17 protein-coding genes are annotated in these 20,291 nt (G+C 60.6%); 7 read left to right on the top strand and 10 right to left on the bottom strand.

Features of this window, described 5'->3' with window-relative positions; all coding sequences use genetic code 11:
- Positions 1–156: 156 nt before the first annotated feature.
- The 5 genes from AC27VU_RS27375 to AC27VU_RS27355 all read left to right on the top strand — a co-directional run bounded on the left by AC27VU_RS27375 (position 157) and on the right by AC27VU_RS27355 (position 8,207).
- The gene (locus AC27VU_RS27375; RefSeq protein ID WP_488725299.1) at positions 157–1,584 is read left to right on the top strand and encodes a di-heme oxidoreductase family protein; all 1,428 of its coding nucleotides are present in this window, start codon (positions 157–159) and stop codon (positions 1,582–1,584) included.
- Between the two features lie 26 nt (positions 1,585–1,610).
- Entirely contained in the window at positions 1,611–2,675 is a 1,065-nt protein-coding gene (locus AC27VU_RS27370; protein ID WP_103484872.1) for an imelysin family protein, read from the top strand.
- Between the two features lie 14 nt (positions 2,676–2,689).
- Positions 2,690–3,790: a DUF1513 domain-containing protein gene (locus AC27VU_RS27365; RefSeq protein ID WP_003227668.1), complete on the top strand. Its 1,101-nt coding sequence runs from the start codon at positions 2,690–2,692 to the stop codon at positions 3,788–3,790.
- 225 nt (positions 3,791–4,015) lie between these two features.
- Entirely contained in the window at positions 4,016–5,164 is a 1,149-nt protein-coding gene (locus tag AC27VU_RS27360; RefSeq protein WP_103519879.1) for an efflux RND transporter periplasmic adaptor subunit, read from the top strand.
- Between the two features lie 13 nt (positions 5,165–5,177).
- Complete coding sequence (locus AC27VU_RS27355) at positions 5,178–8,207, top strand: multidrug efflux RND transporter permease subunit (protein ID WP_488725298.1); 3,030 nt, start codon at positions 5,178–5,180, stop codon at positions 8,205–8,207.
- A gap of 180 nt (positions 8,208–8,387) precedes the next feature.
- On the opposite strand, the gene AC27VU_RS27350 is transcribed toward AC27VU_RS27355, so the two are convergent.
- The 5 genes from AC27VU_RS27350 to colR form a co-directional block, all read right to left on the bottom strand.
- Positions 8,388–8,615 carry a hypothetical protein gene (locus tag AC27VU_RS27350; protein ID WP_045122612.1) on the bottom strand — a complete coding sequence of 76 codons (228 nt, stop codon included), beginning with the start codon at positions 8,613–8,615 and terminating at the stop codon, positions 8,388–8,390.
- A gap of 2 nt (positions 8,616–8,617) precedes the next feature.
- Positions 8,618–9,331, bottom strand: coding sequence for a lipopolysaccharide kinase InaA family protein (locus AC27VU_RS27345; RefSeq protein WP_488725297.1), 714 nt, complete (start codon positions 9,329–9,331; stop codon positions 8,618–8,620).
- Between the two features lie 4 nt (positions 9,332–9,335).
- The gene (locus AC27VU_RS27340) at positions 9,336–10,004 is read right to left on the bottom strand and encodes a class I SAM-dependent methyltransferase (RefSeq protein WP_045122613.1); all 669 of its coding nucleotides are present in this window, start codon (positions 10,002–10,004) and stop codon (positions 9,336–9,338) included.
- Between the two features lie 151 nt (positions 10,005–10,155).
- Positions 10,156–11,430, bottom strand: coding sequence for a sensor histidine kinase (locus tag AC27VU_RS27335; RefSeq protein ID WP_103484877.1), 1,275 nt, complete (start codon positions 11,428–11,430; stop codon positions 10,156–10,158).
- Entirely contained in the window at positions 11,420–12,103 is a 684-nt protein-coding gene (gene colR, locus AC27VU_RS27330) for a two-component system response regulator ColR (RefSeq protein ID WP_003227680.1), read from the bottom strand. The genes AC27VU_RS27335 and colR overlap by 11 nt, the downstream gene beginning before the upstream one ends.
- Positions 12,104–12,305: 202 nt before the next feature.
- On the opposite strand from colR, the gene AC27VU_RS27325 reads away from it, so the two are divergent.
- Complete coding sequence (locus AC27VU_RS27325; RefSeq protein WP_488725296.1) at positions 12,306–14,255, top strand: LTA synthase family protein; 1,950 nt, start codon at positions 12,306–12,308, stop codon at positions 14,253–14,255.
- Between the two features lie 217 nt (positions 14,256–14,472).
- On the opposite strand, the gene groL is transcribed toward AC27VU_RS27325, so the two are convergent.
- The 4 genes from groL to AC27VU_RS27305 all read right to left on the bottom strand — a co-directional run bounded on the left by groL (position 14,473) and on the right by AC27VU_RS27305 (position 17,996).
- Positions 14,473–16,119 carry a chaperonin GroEL gene (gene groL, locus AC27VU_RS27320; RefSeq protein ID WP_003227683.1) on the bottom strand — a complete coding sequence of 549 codons (1,647 nt, stop codon included), beginning with the start codon at positions 16,117–16,119 and terminating at the stop codon, positions 14,473–14,475.
- Positions 16,120–16,169: 50 nt separating this feature from the next.
- On the bottom strand, positions 16,170–16,463 hold the full coding sequence (locus AC27VU_RS27315; RefSeq protein WP_003227685.1) for a co-chaperone GroES: 294 nt from the start codon (positions 16,461–16,463) through the stop codon (positions 16,170–16,172).
- 259 nt (positions 16,464–16,722) lie between these two features.
- Complete coding sequence (locus AC27VU_RS27310; RefSeq protein ID WP_003227687.1) at positions 16,723–17,199, bottom strand: FxsA family protein; 477 nt, start codon at positions 17,197–17,199, stop codon at positions 16,723–16,725.
- 65 nt (positions 17,200–17,264) lie between these two features.
- Positions 17,265–17,996, bottom strand: a complete 732-nt coding sequence (locus AC27VU_RS27305) for a HugZ family pyridoxamine 5'-phosphate oxidase (RefSeq protein ID WP_488725295.1) — start codon at positions 17,994–17,996, stop codon at positions 17,265–17,267.
- A gap of 164 nt (positions 17,997–18,160) precedes the next feature.
- Between AC27VU_RS27305 and AC27VU_RS27300 the strand changes: the two genes are divergently transcribed.
- Entirely contained in the window at positions 18,161–18,919 is a 759-nt protein-coding gene (locus tag AC27VU_RS27300) for an SDR family oxidoreductase (protein WP_488725294.1), read from the top strand.
- Positions 18,920–19,051: 132 nt separating this feature from the next.
- On the opposite strand, the gene apbC is transcribed toward AC27VU_RS27300, so the two are convergent.
- Positions 19,052–20,146 carry an iron-sulfur cluster carrier protein ApbC gene (apbC, locus tag AC27VU_RS27295; RefSeq protein WP_003227693.1) on the bottom strand — a complete coding sequence of 365 codons (1,095 nt, stop codon included), beginning with the start codon at positions 20,144–20,146 and terminating at the stop codon, positions 19,052–19,054.
- Between the last annotated feature and the right edge of the window lie 145 nt (positions 20,147–20,291).

Here is a 20,291-nt window from a genome sequence, read left to right as displayed (position 1 = left end):
CCCCCCCCTCCTTCCCCCCCAAGCCCGCTCCCACAAGGGGGACTGCGTTTTTCCAAATCACTGCCGCAAATCAAGCAAACGATAATTCCTCTTATTCAAACTCACTCGCCCTGTTAGACTTTGCGCCTTTGTTTTCGCCCGTCCGCAGGATGTCTGATGCCCTCGCTGCCTCTTCGCTTGTCCGCACTGTTTCTGGCCCTGGGCCTGAGTGCCTGCGATGACGCCCCGCGTTTTACCAAGGCTGAGCCCGGTGAAGCGCGTTCGGGTGGGGCGGCGACCGTGCGCAAGACCGATCAGAACGCTTTCTCCCTGCCCTCGGCCAACCTGCCGCCGTCGCGCCGGGTCGACTTCAGTGTCGGCAACAGCTTCTTCCGCAGCCCGTGGGTAATCGCCCCGTCGACCACCACCGCCCGCGATGGCCTCGGCCCGTTGTTCAACACCAACGCCTGCCAGAACTGCCATATCAAGGACGGTCGTGGACACCCGCCAGCCCCCGATGCGGCGAACGCGGTATCGATGCTGGTGCGTCTGTCGATTCCCGATTCGCCGGCCTATGCCAAAGTCATCGAGCAAGTCGGCGTGGTGCCGGAGCCGGTCTACGGCGGCCAGTTCCAGGACATGGCCGTGCCTGGGGTCACGCCCGAAGGCAAGGTGCGTGTCGAGTACACCCCGGTGCCGATCCGTTTCAAGGACGGCACCGAAGTGGAGCTGCGCAAACCGGTTCTGCAATTCAGTCAGTTGGGCTACGGCCCGATGCACCCGGACACGCGTTTCTCGGCCCGGGTCGCGCCGCCGATGATCGGCCTCGGCCTGCTCGAGGCGATCCCTGAAGAAGCGATCCTCGCCAACGCCGCCGCGCAAGCCAAAGAGAACAACGGCATTAATGGTCGGGCGAATCAGGTCTGGGATGACGCGCAGCAAAAGACCGTCATGGGTCGCTTCGGCTGGAAAGCCGGGCAACCGAATCTCAATCAGCAGAATGTCCACGCGTTCTCCGGAGACATGGGCCTCACGACCAGCCTGAGGCCCTTCGATGACTGCACCGACGCGCAAACCGCGTGCAAACAGGCACCCAACGGCAATGGTCCGGACGGCGAGCCGGAAGTCAGTGACAACATCCTCCGTCTGGTGCTGTTCTACACGCGCAACCTCGCAGTGCCGGCACGTCGTGGCGTCAGCGACGAACAAGTGCTGGCCGGCAAGAACCTGTTTTTCCAGGCCGGTTGCCAGTCCTGCCACACGCCGAAATACACCACCGCCGCCAACGCGGCCGAACCTGAACTGGCCAATCAAGTGATTCGCCCGTACAGCGATCTGCTGCTGCACGACATGGGCGACGGTCTGGCCGACAACCGCACTGAATTCCAGGCCTCCGGCCGCGACTGGCGCACCCCGCCGTTGTGGGGCATCGGCCTGACGCAGGCGGTCAGTGGCCACACCCAGTTCTTGCATGACGGCCGCGCCCGCAATCTGCTCGAAGCCGTGCTCTGGCATGGCGGCGAAGCGCAGAAGGCGCAGCAACAGGTTTTGTCTTTCAACGCCGAGCAGCGTGCCGCGCTGCTGGCGTTCTTGAACTCACTTTAAACACTTAAAAGAATCGGGAGCCCGACATGTTCCGTCCCAAGTTGTTGTTCACCAGCCTTGCCGCACTCGCCCTCGGCGCCTGCTCGCCGCAGGACCCGCAAGCGGTCACGTCGGCGGCCATCGCCAAATCGGTGATCCTGCCGACCTACACCCGTTGGGTCGAAGCCGACAAGCAACTGGCGGTCAGCGCCCTCGCCTACTGCCAGGGCAAGGAAACCCTGGAAACCGCCCGCGCCGACTTCCTGCACGCGCAGAAAGCCTGGGCCGAGCTGCAACCGCTGCTGATCGGCCCATTGGCCGAGGGCAACCGTTCGTGGCAGGTACAGTTCTGGCCGGACAAGAAGAACCTCGTCGGCCGTCAGGTCGAGCAACTGGTCGTCGCCCAGCCGCAAATCGACGCCGCCGCCCTGGCCAAATCCAGCGTCGTGGTGCAAGGTCTGTCGGCTTACGAATACATCCTGTTCGACGAAAAGCCAGACGTCGCCAACGCTGATCAGAAGGCCAAATACTGCCCGCTGCTGATCGCCATCGGCGAGCGTCAGAAGCAACTGGCCGAAGAGATTCTGCAGAGCTGGAACAACACCGACGGCATGCTCGCGCAGATGAGCAAATTCCCTAACCAGCGCTACGCCGACTCTCACGAAGCGATCGCCGATCTGCTGCGTGTGCAGGTCACCGCACTCGACACCCTGAAGAAAAAACTCGGTACGCCGATGGGCCGTCAGAGCAAGGGCGTGCCGCAGCCGTTCCAGGCTGATGCGTGGCGCAGCCAGTCGTCGCTGACCGCGCTGGAGGCCAGTCTGGCCGCGGCCAAAACCGTCTGGGAAGGCGTCGACAACAAAGGCCTGCGCGGTCTGTTGCCGGCCGAGCAGAAGCCGTTGGCGGACAAGATCGACGCCGCCTACGCCGCGTCGCTGAAACTGTTTGACAGCACCCAGCGCTCGCTGACCGAAATGCTGCAGGACGACGCCGGTCGTCAGCAACTCAACGATCTCTACGACAGCCTCAACGTCGTCCATCGCCTGCACGAAGGCGAACTGGCCAAGGCGCTGGGCATCCAACTGGGCTTCAACGCCAACGACGGTGACTGATGAGGGCAAGTGCCATGCTGCGACGCCAGGCTCTGACTTTAGGTAGTTTGCTGCTGGGAGCAGTGACACTGGGCGGCTGGACGCTGTTCAAGCGCAAGGATCAGAGCCCGCTGTTGCTCTCGGCGCGCGATGACACCGACGGCAAGCATTACGCCGTCGGTTATCGGCTGGACGGTACTCGGGTGTTCGCCACCGAAGTCGGCCAGCGCTGCCACGACATCATCAACCACCCGACGCTGCCGATCGCGCTGTTCGTCGCCCGCCGCCCCGGCACCGAGAGCTACCTGATCGATCTGCGCGACGGGACGTTGCTGCAAACCGTGACCTCGCAGCCGAACCGGCATTTCTACGGTCACGCCGTGGTGCACAAGGACGGCGAATACCTGTACGCCACCGAGAACGACACCACTGATCCGGGGCGTGGTCTGCTCGGGGTGTACAAATTCGAAGGCGAGCGACTGGTGCACAGCGGCGAGATTTCCACCCATGGCCTCGGCCCGCATCAAGTGTCGTGGATGCCCGATGGCGAAACCCTGGTGGTGGCCAACGGCGGGATTCGGACCGAGGCCGAAAGCCGCGTCGACATGAACCTCAATGCCATGGAACCGAGCCTGGTACTGATGCAGCGCGACGGCACCCTGCTGAGCAAGGAAACCCTTTCCCAGCAAATGAACAGCGTGCGTCACCTGGGCATCGCCAGCGACGGCACCATCGTCGCCGGCCAGCAGTTCATGGGCGCCTCGCATGAGCGTTCCGAGCTGTTGGCGATCAAGCGTCCGGGCCAGCCCTTCGTAGCGTTCCCGGTGCCGGAGCATCAGTTGCAGTCGATGGGTCACTACACCGCCAGCGTCGCGGTACACAGCGAACTGAGGCTGGTGGCGTTGACGGCACCGCGTGGCAACCGCTTCTTCATCTGGGATCTGGACAGCGGCGAAGTGCGTCTCGACGCGCCACTGCCCGATTGCGCCGGCGTCGGTGCGGTGAAGGACGGTTTCGTCGTGACCTCGGGCCAGGGCCGTTGCCGTTACTACGACTGCCGCCAGGATCAACTGCAGGCCAAGCCGCTGGAGTTGCCGGCGGGGCTCTGGGACAACCATCTGCACTTGATGGCCTGAATCAACGCGGTAACTGTGGCGAGGGAGCTTGCTCCCGCTGGGGCGCGAAGCGGCCCCGCTTTTTAACTCAAAAGCATGGGACTGCTGCGCAGTCCAGCGGGAGCAAGCTCCCTCGCCACAGGGGTTTTATTCGTCCTCACTGTAATAACTGCCAGTTGGAATACCCACCTCACTCGGAGTAATGTTCCCGCCTGTCTCACCTGATTTATCCAAGGAACTGGAAATATGCTGCGTCGCCGCATGCTGATCATGTTGGGTGTTGTCTTGCTGGTCGTCCTGGTATTGGGCGGGTACAAAGCCTTTTCGATCTACACCATGATCCAGGGCTTTGCCAAACCGAAACCGCCGATCAGCGTTGCCGTGGGCCGCGCCACCGAACAGCCGTGGCAGATGCGTCTGCCGACCGTCGGCACGCTCAAGGCGCTGCAAGGCGTCGAGCTGAGCCTGGAAGTCGCCGGCACGGTCACCGAGATCAAGTTCGAATCCGGGCAGAAGGTCAAGGCCGGGCAACCGTTGCTGCAACTCGACAGCGCGGTCGAATCCGCCCTGCTGGAAACCGCCAAGGCCGACCTCGGTCTGGCGCAACTGGATTTCGGTCGCGGCAGCCAACTGGTCGACAGTCGCGCGATCTCCAAGGGCGAATACGACCGGCTCTCCGCCGTGTTGCAAAAGAACAAGGCCACGGTCAATCAGCTCAACGCCTCGCTGGCGAAAAAACGCATCCTCGCGCCATTCAGCGGCACCATCGGCATCCGTCAGGTCGATGTCGGCGACTACCTCGCCAGCGGCACCAAAATCGCCACCCTGCAGGACCTGAGCAGCCTCTACGCCGACTTCTATGTACCGGAGCAATCGGTGCCGAAACTGGCCATCGGTCAACCGGTGCAGATCGGCGTCGCGGCCTATCCCGGGCAGAACTTCCCCGGCGCCATCAGCGCGATCAACCCGATCGTCGAGAGCACCACGCGCAATATTCTGGTGCGCGCGACCCTGGCCAACCCCGACGGCAAGTTGCTGCCGGGCATGTTCGCCAGCCTCAACGTGTTGCTGCCCGACCCGCAGAAACACATCGTCGTGCCGGAAAGCGCGATCACCTACACCCTCTACGGCAACTCGCTGTACGTGGTCGGGCAACAGAAAGCCGAGGACGGCAGCGTGGTCAAAGACGACAAGGGCCAGCCGGTGCTGATCGCCGAGCGCCGTTTCATCGAGACCGGTGAACGCCGCGATGGCCTGGTGATGATCAACAAGGGCGTGCAGAGCGGCGAACAAGTGGTGACCGCCGGCCAGATCAAACTGGACAACGGCGCACACATTGCCATCAGCGACGACAAGACCCTCGGCGAGCAGAACAGTCCGCCTCGCGTCGACTGATCAAGGAATCCCCATGGCTTTTACCGATCCGTTCATCCGCCGCCCGGTGCTCGCCACCGTGGTCAGCCTGCTGATTGTGCTGCTGGGTTTCCAGGCCTGGAGCAAGCTGCCGCTGCGCCAATACCCGCAAATGGAAAACGCCCTGATCACGGTGACCACCGCCTACCCCGGGGCCAACGCCGAGACCATTCAGGGTTACATCACCCAACCGATGCAGCAGAGCCTCGCCAGCGCCGAGGGCATCGACTACATGACCTCGGTCAGTCGCCAGAACTTCTCGGTGATCTCGATCTACGCGCGCATCGGTTCCAACACCGACCGTTTGTTCACCGAACTGCTGGCCAAGGCCAACGAGGTGAAGAACAAACTGCCACAGGACGCCGAAGACCCGGTGCTGAGCAAGGAATCGGCCGACGCCTCGGCGCTGATGTACATCAGTTTCTTCAGCAAGGACTTGAGCAACCCGCAGATCACCGACTACCTGTCGCGGGTGATCCAGCCGAAACTGGCGACCCTGCCGGGCATGGCCGAGGCGGAGATTCTCGGTAATCAGGTATTCGCCATGCGCCTGTGGCTCGACCCGGTGAAGCTCGCCGGTTTCGGCCTCAGCGCCAGCGACGTGACCAACGCGGTGCGCCAGTACAACTTCCTCTCCGCCGCCGGCGAGGTGAAGGGCGAGTACGTGGTCACCAGCATCAACGCCAACACCGAACTGAAATCCGCTGAAGCCTTCGCGGCGATTCCGCTCAAGGTCAGTGGCGACAGCCGCGTGCTGCTCAGCGATGTCGCGCGGGTCGAGATGGGCGCGGAAAACTACGACTCGATCAGCTCGTTCGGCGGCACGCCGTCGGTGTACATCGGCATCAAGGCCACGCCCGGGGCCAACCCGCTGGACGTGATCAAGGAAGTACGCAAGCTGATGCCGGAGCTGGAAGCGCAGTTGCCGCCCAACCTCAAGAGCGAGATTGCCTACGACGCCACCCAGTTCATTCAGGCCTCGATCGACGAAGTGGTGAAAACCCTGTTCGAAGCGGTGCTGATCGTGATCGTGGTGGTGTTCCTGTTTCTCGGCGCGTTGCGCTCGGTGGTGATCCCGGTGGTGACCATCCCGCTGTCGATGATCGGCGTGATGTTCTTCATGCAGATGATGGGTTACTCGATCAACCTCTTGACGCTGCTGGCGATGGTGCTGGCCATCGGTCTGGTGGTGGATGACGCGATTGTCGTGGTGGAGAACATCCACCGGCATATCGAGGAAGGCAAGACGCCGCTGGAGGCTGCACTGGAAGGCGCACGGGAAATCGCCATGCCGGTGGTGTCGATGACCATCACCCTGGCGGCGGTGTATGCACCGATCGGTTTCCTCACCGGACTGACCGGGGCGCTGTTCAAGGAGTTCGCCTTGACCCTGGCGGGCGCCGTGGTGATTTCCGGGGTCGTTGCCCTGACCCTGTCGCCGATGATGTGCGCCCTGCTGTTGCGCCACGAAGAAAACCCCAGTGGCCTGGCACACCGTCTCGACCGCATCTTCGACAGACTCAAGCGCCGCTACCAAAGCATGCTCCACGGCACACTGAATACGCGGCCGGTGGTGCTGGTGTTCGCCGTGATCGTGCTATGCCTGATCCCGGTGTTTCTCAAGTTCACCAAGTCGGAACTGGCGCCGGATGAGGATCAGGGCATCATTTTCATGATGGCCAACGCCCCGCAGCCGACCAACCTCGATTACCTGAGCACTTACACCGACGAGTTCATCAAGATCTTCAAGGAGTTTCCGGAGTACTACTCCTCGTTCCAGATCAACGGCTACAACGGCGTACAAGCGGGCATCGGCGGCTTCCTGCTCAAGCCCTGGAACGAGCGCAGCCGCACCCAGATGCAGATCCTGCCCGAGGTGCAAGGCAAACTGGCGAGTATCCCCGGCCTGCAGATTTTCGGCTTCAACCTGCCGTCCCTGCCCGGCACCGGTGAAGGCTTGCCGTTCGTATTCGTGGTCAATACCGCCAATGACTACGAGGTACTGCTGCAAGTGGCTGACCGGATCAAGAAACGCGCGATGGAGTCGGGCAAGTTCGCCTTCGTCGACCTCGATCTGGCGTTCGACAAACCGGAAGTGGTGGTCGATATCGACCGTGCCAAAGCCGCGCAGATGGGCGTGTCGATGCAGGATCTGGGCGGCACCCTGGCGACGCTGCTGGGCGAGGCGGAAATCAACCGTTTCACCATCGAAGGCCGCAGTTACAAGGTGATTGCCCAGGTCGAGCGGCCGTACCGCGAAAACCCCGGCTGGCTGAACAATTACTACGTGAAAAATACCCAGGGCGAGCTGCTGCCGCTGTCGACCCTGATCAAGGTCAGCGACCGGGCGCGACCGCGCCAGCTCAACCAGTTCCAGCAACTCAACGCCGCGAAAATCTCCGGATTCCCGCTGGTCAGCATGGGCGAGGCCATTGACACCGTGCTGCAGATCGCACGGGAAGAAGCACCGGCCGGTTTTTCCTTCGACTATGGCGGCGCTTCGCGCCAGTACGTGCAGGAAGGCAGCGCCCTGTGGGTAACTTTCGCCCTGGCGCTGGCGATCATTTTCCTGGTGCTGGCGGCGCAGTTCGAGAGCTTCCGTGATCCGTTGGTGATTCTGGTGACGGTGCCGCTGTCGATCTGCGGTGCGCTGATTCCGCTGTTCCTTGGCTGGTCTAGCATGAACATCTACACCCAGGTCGGGCTGGTGACGCTGATCGGGCTGATCAGCAAGCACGGAATACTGATCGTTGAGTTCGCCAACCAGTTGCGCAAGGACAAAAGCCTGACTGCGCGCGAAGCGGTCGAGGAAGCCGCGGCGATTCGTTTGCGCCCGGTATTGATGACCACGGCGGCGATGGTGTTCGGCATGGTGCCATTGATTCTGGCGACCGGTGCGGGCGCAGTGAGCCGGTTCGATATCGGGATGGTGATTGCCACAGGGATGTCGATCGGCACGTTGTTCACGCTGTTCGTGCTGCCATGCATCTACACGCTGCTGGCAAAGCCCGATCCCAAATCATGACCATGACCATGTCCCTGTAGGAGCTGCCGAAGGCTGCGATCTTTTGATCTTAATTTTTCAAGATCAAAAGATCGCAGCCTTCGGCAGCTCCTACAGGGGAATTTGTATCAGAGGGGATTTTCATTCATGCATAAAAAAGGCCTCGCATCTGCGAGGCCTTTCATTTGGGCTTCAATCGGTTCAACTCTGTGGCCTCATCCCTTGCGAAAGTCCGAACATGAATAACAACAGATCATGGTCAGGTTTTGTCGCCACGGAGGCTTTCGCCACCCGTGGTACTGCGCAGTGAGCATCACTCGTAGTGGCACTTATCACCTGCATGCGGGGCTGCTCCCAGGCAGCCACCGCCAATGACGCAACTGCCAAGGCCCCAACCAGAAACAAACCTCGTGCAATTTCGAGTTTCATCGCTATAAACCTTTGATAGCGCTGCCAAACGCCGTCTCATAAAAGTAGACGAGTTTTTTCCAGTCCGTATCGCTGAACGACGAATGGCGACGCAATTGCTTCATATCGTGGGAGGCGGCGCGATAAGCGGTCAGACGCTGACGGCATTTTTCCAGATCGATCAATGCCACCTCGACCTGAGCCGAATCACCCTCGCCGGTCACCCGTACGAAAACGTGTTTGATGTAGATGCAGCTGTGCTGCCAGCGCCCCTTGTGCATGCGCGCAAGGTTTTCTGCCAGGTCTTTAAGAACGCGCTCGTAAACGGCTTCGCCATATTGGGCACGGCCGCCGCCGGCTTCCCATTTCTGGAGTTCGTCAAAACCGTCCAGCGACTTGGTCACCAGCAGCGCACGCCACTTGTGTTGCGGATCGGGCTGCGCGCCGCAGAACACGATTTGCGGGACGCGTACACCGAGGCGGCTGACGCCGGTCAGGGCATCCAGCTCTCGCAAGACTGTCGGGCGGCCGAAAGGATGCAGCCAACTGCGATAGATATGTCCGGTCTGGCGCTTGGCATACAGTAACTGGCCGTCACGGCCCACGACTCGTTGCACACCACTTTCCCCGCCACGGCGCACGTTGGGTTCTTCCACCCATTCACCGCGCTGGTTCCAGTAGTAGTCGAAGCGATCCTGGGGAGCGACTTCCGTTTCTGCTGCTATTTGCACCGCCATCCTGTTACCTCTTGCGTAATACGTAAACCCGCCACATGGCATAGAGCGGAATAAAGTCCAGTTGTTCCTGAATGCGAAAACCTGCGGCTTCGAATTCCTTTTCCACTGTCACAGCCGGTAACACAAATCGATTCTGGTAACCTTCCTGCCCACGCCGCTGTTCGGCGCGTTTGCGTTTCCAGGACTTGAAATTGCCGTCCACCCACAACGAAATGATCACGCTGTCACGGGTGACGCGCTCGAATTCGCGCAAAATCGTCCGCCGATGTTCGGCTTCACCGATGTGATGCAACAAACGCATGCAGAAAATGCTGTCGACGGCGTTATCAGGCAAGGCAATGTCGAACGCTGACGTGTGCAAAGGTTGTACCCGTTTGACCACATCAGCCGGTTGCGCCTGCATCGCAGTCTTGATCATAGACTCGGAATTGTCCGCGCCAATGATCACTCGATTGGGTTTTTCCGCCAGCAACGGCCAGAAGCGTCCTGCACCGCACGGCAGATCAAGCACCAACCCCGGTTCACCGGCCAGTGTCAACGCCTTGCGGGCCAACTGCTCGTCTCGCCAGTGAGACAACCGACGACCGAGACCGTCCTGGTGCTTGCGCAAATATTTTTGAGCATGCTGGTCATCATACTTTTCGGAAAAATCGAGCTTGATCGGACTGCTCATCATCGGGACTCCTGAATGACTGATGCCCCTACCTTAGGTAGTGGCGTGTCAGCGTCAGGTCGTCCCTTTGTGAAAATTACGTCAGGTAAACCGGCAATCTATTACAGGGTTTTACACGGGGAAAGCAATAGCGCGGGGCCATCAGCGACCGTCAACGCTGTCCCAGCGTGACTTCGAAACGACAGCCATTGGGCTGCATGGTGCTCAGCGTCACCTCCCACCCCTGGTTTTCACAGATCCGCTGCACCAGCGACAAGCCCAGGCCCAGGCCTTCGCCACGCTTCTCATTGCCGCGCACGAATGGCTGGAACATGGCTTCACGTTTTTCCTCGGGAATGCCGACGCCCGAGTCTTCGACGACGAAGCCGTTGTCGTTGAGCGTCAGGCGGATGAATCCGTGCTCGGTGTAGTGACAGGCATTGCGCAGCAAGTTACCCATGACCGCGCTGAGCAAAGTCGCGTTGAAGCGGGTGTCCGGCGGATTGCCCGGTTCAAATATCAGCTGCAGCCCTTTCGACTCGATCGGTTCGCGCCAGATCCCCAACAAGCCGTCGGCCACCTGGCTGAGATTCTGCTGCGGCGCGGAACCGGCGTCTTCGCGCTGGGCACGGGCGAGCATCAGGAAGGTCTGCACCAGCTCGCGCATTTCTTCGCTGGCGCGGGCGATGCGCTCGACCTGGGCGCGGCCGCGCTGATCCAGCCCCGGGTTTTCCAGCAGCAGTTCGCAGGAACTGGCCAGCACCATCAACGGGGTGCGCAGTTCGTGACTGACGTCGCTGGTAAACAGCCGCTCGCGCGTCAGCGCCTGACGCAGACGCCCGAGCGTGGCATCGAACGCCACGGCCAGCTCGCCGACTTCGTCAGCCGCATAGTCCGGTGCCAGCGGCGGCGCCAGACCGAGCAGTTGATCGCGGTGGCGCACTTGCCGTGCCAGGCGCACGACCGGCGCCATGACCTTGCGCGCCAACACCCAGCCGAGAAACACCGCCAGCGCCAGACTGAGCACAAAGCCCACCAGCACCACAGCGAACAGCACGCGTTCACGCTCTTCGAAATCGCTCTGATCCTGCAGCAGGACATAACGACGACCGTCGACGATCTCGACCATCGCGTGATACGACAGCTGCTCGCGGAACACTTCGTGGAAGCCCGCATCGAGGTGGCGCAGATCCTTGGGCAGTTCGAAATCACCCGGTCCGCCGCTGAAATAGAACAACTGATCGGGCTCGGGGCGATGGCTCCAGTCCGAGACGTTGTCCATCAGCAGCAGACGTTGCAGGTCGCCGCCCAGCCCTGCCGAAATCAGTTTCTCCTCCACCAGGTGCACCGTCGCCACAATGCCCATGGCGAAGGCCCCGGCCACCAGCGCACTCATCAGCGCAAAGGCGATGATGATCCGCTGGGAAAGGCTTTGCTTAAACTCCATCACGCCCCTCGGCCAAGCGGTAACCCACGCCGTGCACGGTTTGCAGCAACGGTTTGGCGAATGGCTTGTCGATCACCTGACGCAATTGGTGGACGTGGCTGCGCAGGCTGTCGCTGTCCGGGCAGTCATCGCCCCACAGCGCTTCCTCAAGAATTTCCCGGCGCAGGACGTGCGGACTCTTCTGCATCAATACCGCCAGCAGTTTCAGGCCGACCGGGTTGAGCTTGAGCAGCTTGCCATCGCGGGTGACTTCCAGCGTGTCGAGGTCGTAGCTCAGGTCCCCGACCTGCAGCGCACGGCGTCCGCCGCCCTGGGTGCGACGCATCACCGCTTCGATGCGTGCCGCCAGTTCCGACAGCGCAAACGGTTTGACCAGATAATCGTCGGCCCCGGACTTGAAGCCCTGCAGGCGGTCGTCCAGTTGATCGCGGGCGGTGAGCATGATCACCGGCGTGTCGCGTCGGGCATCTTCACGCAGGCGCTTGCACAGGGTATAGCCGTCGATCCCGGGCAACATGATGTCGAGCACGATCAGATCGTAATGCTCGGTGGCCGCCAGGTGCAGGCCCGACAAGCCGTCCTGGGCACAATCGACGGTATAGCCTTTGAGCCCCAGGTAATCGGCCAGGTTGGCCAGGATATCGCGGTTGTCTTCAACCAATAAAATTCGCATGGGCAGCTCCTCCGCACACAGTAACGGCCGTCTCGGCCCGGCAGCTTAAGGCCAACGCCGGCTCAGGGCTAGGGCCGGTCCTTATGGATATCGGTTTTTCAAGCCAAATTAATTACTTAACAAAGTTTTCACTATCGGTTCACAACCTGATTACAGTAGCGCCGTGAAACTCCCGCGCCATTGATATAAGGAAAACTAGACAATGGACCCTTTCAAGACGGCGCCCATGCGCTTTCTGCTGTTGATCACCGGCGCCTGGCTGGTCATTTTTCTCCTGACTCGAGCGGTACTGCTGCTGACTCACCTGGATGAGGCTGGCGGTTTTGCCCTTTCCGCATTCGGCATTGGCGCGCTTTATGACCTGGGGTTTCTCGCCTACGCCGCGCTGCCGATGGGCTTGTACCTGCTGCTCTGCCCGCCGGGCCTGTGGCGTCGTCGTGGGCATCGCGGGTTCCTGCGCGCCCTGCTGACCATCAGCCTGTTCGCCATGCTGTTCGTGGCGGTGGCCGAATGGCTGTTCTGGGACGAGTTCGGCGTGCGTTTCAACTTCATCGCCGTCGATTACCTGGTGTATTCCGACGAAGTGCTGAACAACGTCCTCGAGTCGTACCCGATCGGCAAACTGCTGAGCCTCCTCGCGGTGCTGGCCGTGGTGATCAGTTTTGCCCTGCGCAAGCCGTTCAATGCCGCCATGAATGCCCCGTTGCCAGCGCTGCGCGGGCGTCTGCTCAGCGCATTGGGCCTGTTGATCGTCGCGGGCCTGAGCCTGCAACTGCTCAGCCAGGACGCCCCGCGTGCCCAGGGCGGCAACGCCTACCAGAACGAACTGGCCAGCAACGGCCCGTATCAATTCTTCGCCGCGTTCCGTAACAATGAACTGGACTACACCCAGTTCTACAAGAGCCTGCCGGCGGAAAAAGTCGCCAGCCAGATCCGCGCCGAGCTGAGTGAAAGCGACGCGCGCTTCATCGGCAAGGACCCGCAGGACATCCGCCGGGTGATCGACAACCCGGGCACCCCGCGCAAGCCGAACATTGTGCTGGTGACCATCGAAAGCCTGAGCGCCAAGTACCTGGGCAGCAATGGCGACGGTCGCAACCTGACGCCCAACCTCGACGCCTTGCGCAAGCAGAGCCTGTACTTCAATAACTTCTACGCCACCGGTACCCGCACCGACCGTGGTCTGGAAGCGATCACCCTGGCCATCCCGCCGACGCCGGGCCGCTCGATCGTCAAGCGCATCGGCCGCGAAAGCGGTTTCGCCAGCCTTGGCCAGCAACTGAGCGCGGTGGGTTACGACAGCGTGTTCGTCTATGGCGGACGCGGCTACTTCGACAACATGAACGCGTTCTTCAGCGGCAACGGCTATCGCGTCGTCGACCAGAGCAGCGTCGATGAAGCCGAGATCCACTTCAAGAACGCCTGGGGCATGGCCGACGAAGACCTGTATCGCCAGACGTTGAAACTGGCGGACGCCGACTACGCCAAGCAACAGCCGTTTTTGCTGCAACTGATGACCACGTCCAACCATCGTCCTTACACCTACCCGGACAACCGGATCGACATCAAGTCCGGTAACGGCCGCGATGGCGCGGTGAAGTACACCGACTACGCCATCGGCCAATTCCTCGAGCAGGCGCGGCAGAAGCCGTGGTTCGACAACACGATCTTCATTTTCGTCGCCGACCACACCGCGGGCAGCGCTGGTAAAGAAGACCTGCCGATCAGCAACTATCAGATCCCGCTGTTCATCTATGCGCCGAAAATGATCGAAGCTCGCGAGAGCGCACAACTGGCCAGCCAGATCGATCTGGCTCCGACGCTGCTGGGCCTGCTGAACCTGGATTACACCTCGACGTTCTTTGGCCGCAACCTGCTGCAGGACAACCCGCTGCCACCGCGCGTGGTGGTCGGCAACTATCAGCATCTGGGTCTGTTCGATGGCAAGGATCTGGCGATCCTCAGTCCGCGCCAGGGCCTGCGCCGGCATGATGAGGCGTTGACCGAGAGCCGTGAATCGCGAGTTACCAGCGACGATCCGCTGGTCAGCCGGGCAATTGCGTATTACCAAGCGGCCAGTTATGGCTTCAAACAGCAGTTGTTGAGCTGGAAGCCTGCGAAGGACAGCACTGTCCAGGTCAGCGAACAGTAACTGATGCGGATGTTCGTGGTGTCAGTCGGCCTACGTGCCGACTGACATGACGCCATCGCTGGCAAGCCAGCTCCCACAGGGATTGCGCTAAACCTGTGGGAGCTGGCTTGCCAGCGATGGCCGCGCCGCGGTCCTCAGCCAACCGAAAATCGAAGGCAATAAAAAACCCCGCCTGCTCATCGCAGGCGGGGTTTTTCGTTACAGGGGTAAGGCTGGCTTACATCATGCCGCCCATGCCACCCATGCCGCCCATGTCTGGCATACCGCCGCCAGCAGGAGCCGCTTTCTCTGGAGCGTTAGCGACAGCAGCTTCGGTGGTCAGGATCAGACCGCCAATCGAAGAGGCTGCTTGCAGAGCGGAACGGGTTACCTTGGTTGGGTCCAGGATGCCCATTTCGATCATGTCGCCGTATTCGCCAGTCGCAGCGTTGTAACCGAAGTTACCTTTGCCGTTCTTCACTTCGTTGACGACTACGCTTGGCTCGTCACCGGAGTTGGCAGCGATCTGGCGCAGCGGCGCTTCAACAGCGCGACGCAGTACAGCGATACCAACGTTCTGGTCAGCGTTGTCGCCGGTCAGTTCGGTCAGGGCTTCCAGAGCACGGATCAGCGCAACGCCACCGCCAGGTACCACGCCTTCTTCAACGGCTGCACGGGTCGCGTGCAGGGCGTCTTCAACGCGGGCCTTCTTCTCTTTCATTTCAACTTCGGAACCAGCGCCAACCTTGATCACTGCAACGCCGCCGGACAGCTTGGCCAGACGCTCTTGCAGTTTTTCACGGTCGTAGTCCGAGGAAGTTTCAGCAACCTGGGCGCGGATCTGAGTGATACGGGCTTCGATGTCGCCTTGTACGCCAGCACCGTCAACGATGATGGTGTTTTCCTTGGACAGGGTCACGCGCTTGGCGTTACCCAAGTGCTCCAGGGTGGTGCTTTCCAGGCTCAGGCCGATCTCTTCGGAGATTACGGTACCGCCGGTCAGAACGGCGATGTCCTGCAGCATGGCCTTGCGACGGTCGCCGAAGCCTGGCGCCTTGACGGCTGCAACCTTGACGATGCCACGCATGTTGTTCACTACCAGAGTCGCCAGGGCTTCGCCTTCAACGTCTTCGGCAACGATCAGCAGTGGACGGCCGGCTTTGGCAACGGCTTCCAGCACTGGCAGCATTTCGCGGATGTTCGAGATCTTCTTGTCGACCAGCAGGATCAGCGGGCCGTCGAGCTCGGCAACCATGGTGTCTGGCTTGTTGACGAAGTACGGGGACAGGTAGCCACGGTCGAACTGCATGCCTTCTACAACCGACAGTTCGTTTTCCAGGCCCGAGCCTTCTTCAACGGTGATCACGCCTTCTTTACCGACTTTTTCCATGGCTTCGGCAATGATGTCGCCGATGGAGTTGTCGGAGTTGGCGGAGATGGTGCCTACCTGAGCGATAGCCTTGGTGTCAGCGCATGGCTTGGACAGGGCTTTCAGCTCTTTGACGATCGCGATGGTCGCTTTGTCAATACCGCGCTTCAGGTCCATCGGGTTCATGCCGGCAGCGACGGCTTTCAGGCCTTCGTTGACGATCGACTGAGCCAGAACGGTCGCGGTGGTAGTACCGTCACCAGCGTCATCGTTGGCACGGGAGGCAACGTCTTTGACCAGCTGCGCGCCCATGTTTTCGAAGCGATCTTCGAGTTCGATTTCCTTGGCGACGGAAACGCCGTCCTTGGTGATGGTCGGAGCGCCGAAGCTCTTCTCGAGGATCACGTTACGGCCTTTCGGGCCCAGGGTCGCTTTTACCGCGTCAGCCAGAACGTTGACGCCTTTGAGCATCTTGGAGCGGGCGGCATCGCCGAACTTAACTTCTTTAGCAGCCATGATCGATATTCCTTAAATACTTTGTAGTAACGGGAAAATGAGCGGGGAAATCAGCCTTCCAGTACAGCGAGAATCTCGTTCTCAGCCATTACCAGCAGGTCTTCGCCGTCGACTTTCACAGTGTTGCTGCCGGAGTAAGGACCGAACACAACCTTGTCGCCGACTTTAACGGCCAGCGCACGCACTTCACCGTTTTCCAGAGTCTTGCCTGGGCCTGCAGCGACGATCACACCGTGGTTGGCTTTTTCAGCAGCCGAACCTGGCAGGACGATACCGCCAGCGGTTTTCTTTTCTTCTTCGCTGCGACGGATGACGACGCGGTCATGCAGAGGACGAAGCTTCATTGTCGATCTCTCCTAATTGTGGTTTTCATCGGCCGGTGTAGTCCCGGCGGGTTTAACAAATCCGGCCTGCGCCGGTTGCGATTCGTCGAGCGAACCGCGGAAGTCTGTCCGACTCAAATGCCGGAAACCTTTCGGTGACCGATACATAAGGGCGCATAAGCTTATTACAAGGGTGGGGGGGCAAAATTTTTTCATGATTTGCCCCTTGAATGCCGCGCATAAAGAAACGGCACCCGAAGGTGCCGTGTCGATGCTGGGGTTACTTGCTGTCGCGATGTTCGAACTCGCCTTCGATCACATCCCCCTCGCGGCCCAGAGGCTGGCGCGGTGCAGGACCGCCACGCGGTTGCAGGTCGTCGGCGAAGGCACGCTGACGCATGGCCTGTTCTTCGGCGCGCTGGCGCATCTTGTTCGCCAGCAGGCGACGGGTGAACGGCAGCAGCATCACCAGACCGACCACGTCACTGACGAAGCCCGGCAGGATCAACAGGCCACCGGCCAGTGCCAGCATCAGGCCTTCAAGCATGGTCTGTGCGGGCAACTCACCACGATTCAGGCTTTCACGGGCACGCAGCGCAGTTGCCAGACCGGCGACGCGCAGTACGAACACACCGAACATCGAGCCGAGAATGATCAGCAGCAGGGCCGGGAAAAACCCGATAGCCCCTGCCACTTTGACGAATACGAACAGCTCCAGCACCGGAAACAGCAGAAAGAGCAACAAAAAAGGGCGCATCAAAGATTCCTCAACGCAAGAAATGCCTTGCAGTAAGCCTTAGATGACGTCGCCCTTTCGTGAATTCAAGCGTCGGCCACCGCATTTTTTGGCCAGACCTCGGCGTGAGCCAGAGAAACCAAGGCTTCGCGCACTTGTATCGGCGTATGACAAGGCGCTTGAAACGGCAGCCAGTACAGCGCCTGACCGATGCGCAGGTGCATGCCTTCGCTGTCGATCCCGGCCAGTTGCGCCGGTTCGGTTTTCGGCAGCCCGCTGAGTTCCACATAGTGAGCGATGGCTTTGGCGTGATCGCTGTTCATGTGCTCGACCATGCTGATTTCAGCCTTGCCGGCGAACGGGTTGGCCAGGGTCAGCTGATCAACCCAGTGAATCGCGCCGAAACCGCCGATGTAGCGGTGACGCACCGGGTTGAGCACCCAGAAATCAAAGTCGTGGGCCTTGTGGTAGTTCTGCGAGTCGGGGAAGTAACGGTAGTAGCGTTCGGCCGCGGCTTCGATGGCAGCCGGGTCTTCGAGCTTCTGCGCTTCGGCCAGATAGGTCAGGCGACCAACGGCCTGCACGTCGTCGGCATCGCGCTCACCCACCAGCAGCGAACATTTCGGGTCCTTCTGCAGGTTGCGGGTGTGCTGGGCAATGCGGCTGATCAGGATCAGCGGGCGGCCCTGCTCATCCAGGCAATACGGCACCACCGAGCCGAACGGGAAACCGGGCATCGATTTGGAGTGGGTCGACAATACGCCACGGTATTCCTTGAGAAGCAATTCTCGGGCATTCTTGGCCGCTTCAACGCTCAATTTATGACTCCTTATATAGAATCCGTCGAAAAAACGGACAGGCGCCTGGGGATAAGTCCCGGTCACGCCATCGGGCAATGCTCATGTGCAATCTGGCCATAACCGGTACGGATCGAGCGTCGCCAATAACAAAAACCAATCAGACCGGCTATCGGGGCATGCGAATGCAACTCAACGACAAAGTAATCATTATCACCGGCGGTTGCCAGGGTTTGGGCCGTTCCATGGCCGAGTATTTCGCCGACAAAGGCGCGAAGCTCGCGTTGGTCGACCTCAATCAGGAAAAACTCGACGACGCGGTGGCAGCCTGCAAGGCCAAGGGCGTCGAGGCGCGCAGCTATCTGTGCAACGTGGCCAATGAAGAACAGGTTGAGCACATGGTCGTCCAGGTCGCCGAAGATTTCGGCGCGATCCATGGCCTGATCAACAACGCCGGGATCCTGCGTGACGGCCTGCTGCTCAAGGTCAAGGACGGCGAAATGACCAAGATGAGCCTGGCCCAGTGGCAGGCGGTGATCGACGTCAACCTGACCGGCGTGTTCCTCTGCACTCGGGAAGTCGCGGCGAAAATGGTCGAGCTGAAGAACAGCGGCGCGATCATCAACATCTCGTCGATCTCCCGCGCTGGTAACGTCGGCCAGACCAACTACTCTGCCGCCAAGGCTGGCGTGGCCGCCGCCACCGTGACCTGGGCCAAGGAACTGGCGCGTTACGGCATTCGTGTGGCGGGCATTGCGCCGGGCTTCATCGAAACCGAGATGACCCTGGGCATGAAGCCGGAAGCGCTGGAGAAGATGACCTCGGGTATTCCGCTCAAGCGCATGGGCAAGCCGGAAGAGATCGCCCATTCGGCGGCGTACATCTTCGAGAACGACTACTACACCGGGCGGATTCTGGAGATGGATGGCGGGTTGCGGATCTAAGTCACCACCACAAAACCAACTGTAGGAGTGAGCCTGCTCGCGATTGCGGTCATTCATTCAACATGTTCGTTGAATGTTAATCCGCTATCGCGAGCAGGCTCACTCCTACAGGTTTTCAGCGTTACCGATTGATCAATCGTCGCTGATGCTGATATTAGGCATCGCCGGCGTCGCCGCTTCCTGCAACACAATGCGCGCGCCGACGTGGCGAGCCAGTTCCTGGTAGACCATGGCAATCTGGCTGTCCGGCTCGGCGATCACCGTTGGCTTGCCGCCATCGGCCTGTTCGCGGATCAGCATCGACAGCGGCAGCGAGGCCAGCAGTTCGACGCCATATTGGGTCGCCAGCTTCTCGCCACCGCCCTCACCGAACAGGTGCTCTGCATGTCCGCAGTTCGAGCAGATGTGCACCGCCATGTTTTCCACCACGCCCAGCACCGGAATGTTGACCTTGCGGAACATTTCCACGCCTTTGCGCGCGTCGAGCAACGCCAGATCCTGCGGGGTGGTGACGATCACGGCGCCGGCCACCGGGACTTTCTGCGCCAGGGTCAGCTGGATGTCACCGGTGCCTGGCGGCATGTCGATGACCAGATAATCCAGGTCGCCCCACGCGGTTTGCGTAACCAGTTGCAGCAGTGCGCCGGAGACCATCGGCCCGCGCCAGACCATCGGCGTGTTGTCGTCGGTCAGGAACGCCATCGACATGACTTCGACACCGTGGGCCTTGAGCGGCACAAACCACTTCTGATCCTTGACCTCGGGGCGGGTGCGCTCGGGGATGCCGAACATGATCCCCTGGCTCGGGCCATAGATGTCAGCGTCGAGAATCCCCACTTTGGCGCCTTCGCGGGCCAGCGCCAGCGCGAGGTTGGCCGCGGTGGTCGACTTGCCCACCCCCCCCTTGCCCGAAGCCACGGCGACCACGTTCTTGACGTTGGCCAGGCCCGGGATCTGTGCCTGAGCCTTGTGCGCGGCGATCACGCTGTTGACCTCGACCTTGGCGATCGTCACGCCATCGAGGTTTTCGATGGCCAACTGCAACAATTGCGCCCAGCCGCTCTTGAACAGACCGGCGGCGTAGCCGATTTCCAGCTGAACCTTGACGCGGTCGCCATCGATCTCGATGTGCTTCACGCAACCGGCGCTGACCGGGTCCTGATTCAGGTAAGGGTCGGTGTATTGGCTGAGGACGGCTTCCACCGCTGCGCGAGTGACGGCACTCATGGGCAACTCCGATAACAAGACTGGGAAAAGATGGCGGGTATCGTACCCCGCAGATTGATTTGTGGTCAGGCGATTTATGCTTCGACTCGACTTTGTGGCGAGGGAGCTTGTTCCCGCTCGACTGCGCAGCAGGCGCAATCAGGCT

Source organism: Pseudomonas sp. 14P5.3.2 (assembly GCF_057799175.1).
This window is presented reverse-complemented; position numbering and strand designations above follow the sequence as displayed.